We start from the raw sequence: 2,019 nt of genomic DNA on the forward strand, positions 1-2,019 counted from the left end.
TCGACGCCGCGGGGCGCGGCCTCGGCGTGGCCCTGGCCAACGCGGTCAACCTCCTGGACGTGCCGGACGTCGTGCTCGGCGGCGTGTACGCGCGGCTGGCCGACCACCTGCGCGGTCCGGCGCTCGAGGTGCTGCGGCGGCGGGTGGTGGCCGGCCCGTGGGCGACGCCGACCGTCGAGGTGGCCGTCGCGGGCGAGCTGCCGGCGATGACCGGGGGAGCGCTCGCGGTGCTCGAGCGGGTGTGGCGTGCCCCGTCGGCGTGGCTGGTGGACGAGCCGGCCCCGGCCCCCGTGGGGGCGAGCGCCCCGTAGGCTGCGGGCTCGTGACAGGCGCGCGCACCCCGCTGTGGATCGGCACCTACCCCGACGCCGGGGCGGGCTCGCCCGTCGGCCAGGGCGAGGGCGTCTGGTCGGTGGACCTCGACCCCGGCACCGGCGCGCTCGTCGACGCGCGCCTCGTCGTCGCGACGCCCTCGCCGTCGTTCCTCGCGCTGCACCCCTCCGGGGGCGTGCTGTACACGACCGAGGAGCACGCGGACGGCCGCGTCGGCGCCTTCGCGGTGGACGACGACGGCGAGCTCACGCTGCTGGCGCGCGTCCCCTCCGGCGGCGACGACCCGTGCCACGCGCTGGTCGCGCCCGACGGCCGCACGCTCTACGTGGCGAACTACTCCAGCGGCACGCTCGCGGTGCTGCCGCTCGACGAGGGCGGGACGCCCGCGGACGAGCCCGCCCAGGTGCTCGCCGGGGTGGGCGGCGGTCCGGAGGAGCGCCAGGACGGCCCCCACGCGCACTTCGTCACCCCCACGCCCGACGGCGCGCACGTGGTCGTGGTCGACCTCGGCACGGACGAGCTGCGCCGCCACCGGGTGCGCCCGGACGGTCTGCTCGACGAGGACGGCGTCGCGGTGCTGTTCGCGCCGGGCACCGGCCCCCGCCACCTCGCGTGGTCGGCCGACGGCGCGTTCGCGTACGTCGTGGGCGAGCTCGACGTCACGGTGCAGGTCGTCGCCTGGGACGCCGCCACGGCGACGGGCGAGGTCGTGCAGGTGCTGCCCGTCACGGACGCGCCCGCGGTCGACGAGAGCCGGCGCCCCGGCACGTCCGGCCGGCGGCTGCCCGCGCACGTCCTGCTCGACGGCGACCGGCTCGTCGTCGGGGTCCGCACCGCCGACGTGCTGGCGACGCTCGTCGTCGGCCCCGACGGCCGGGTGCGCCACGAGCGGGACCTGGCCCTGCCCGGGTCCTGGCCGCGGCACCACGAGGTCGTCGACGGTTGGATGCTCGTCGCCCAGCAGCGGCACGGCGGGCTCGTCGCGCTGGCGCCCGACGGCACGGTGACCGGCCGGGCCGACGTGCCCGTCCCCACCTGCGTGCTGCCCGCGCGGGGCTGACCCGGCCGACCCGTCAGCCGACGAAGCGGGCGCGCCGGCCCCGGTCGGCGAAGCCCAGCGCGCGGTACAGGCGCGCGGCCGGGTTGTGGATCTCGACGCACAGCCACGCGCCCGCGTCCCCGGCCGCGCGCAGCCGCCGGGCCGCCTCCAGGACCAGCGCCCGGCCCAGCCCGCGGCCGCGCGCGGCGGGGACGACGCCCACCTGGATCACCCACCCGTCGCCCGCGGTGACGAAGCCCGCGTCGCCGAGGCCGGGGAGCGCGGCCAGCAGGCACGCGCCCGTGCGGCCGGCCGTGTCGTCCTCGACGTCGTCGACCCAGGCGCGCGCGTCCGACGGCGCGAACCCCGGCCGGTCGGCGAAGGCCGCCTCGTGCAGCGCGTGGAACCGGCCGGCCGAGCGGGCGGACCACGGCTCGAGCGCGGTGCCCGCGGGCCACGCCGGCGGGGGCGGCTCCTCGGCGAGGTCCAGACGCAGGACGTCCTCCGCGAACACCTGCCGCAGGCCGCGGCTGGCCAGCAGCGCCTCGGCGTCGGCGGTGAGCCCCTCGGACTCGACGGTGACCGGGCCGTCGGTGGTGGCGCGCGCGGCCGCGAGGCCGTGGTCCAGCAGCGCGGCGCCGAGCCCG

2 protein-coding genes and 1 pseudogene are annotated in these 2,019 nt (G+C 79.6%); 2 read left to right on the forward strand and 1 reads right to left on the reverse strand.

Features of this window, described 5'->3' with window-relative positions; translation table 11 throughout:
* Together HGCM_RS19730 and HGCM_RS06085 are read left to right on the forward strand one after the other, a co-directional pair.
* Nucleotides 1–311, forward strand: a pseudogene (locus HGCM_RS19730) (ROK family transcriptional regulator); the annotation flags it as partial.
* An 11-nt stretch (nt 312–322) separates the two neighbouring features.
* The gene (locus tag HGCM_RS06085) at nt 323–1,393 is read left to right on the forward strand and encodes a lactonase family protein (protein ID WP_019135972.1); all 1,071 of its coding nucleotides are present in this window, start codon (nt 323–325) and stop codon (nt 1,391–1,393) included.
* A 13-nt stretch (nt 1,394–1,406) separates the two neighbouring features.
* On the opposite strand, the gene HGCM_RS17225 is transcribed toward HGCM_RS06085, so the two are convergent.
* A partial coding sequence (locus tag HGCM_RS17225; RefSeq protein WP_081596374.1) for a GNAT family N-acetyltransferase occupies nt 1,407–2,019 on the reverse strand: 613 nt, incomplete at its 5' end.

The organism is Cellulomonas massiliensis JC225, assembly GCF_000312005.1.
GTDB classification, from domain to species: Bacteria; Actinomycetota; Actinomycetes; order Actinomycetales; family Cellulomonadaceae; genus Cellulomonas; species Cellulomonas massiliensis.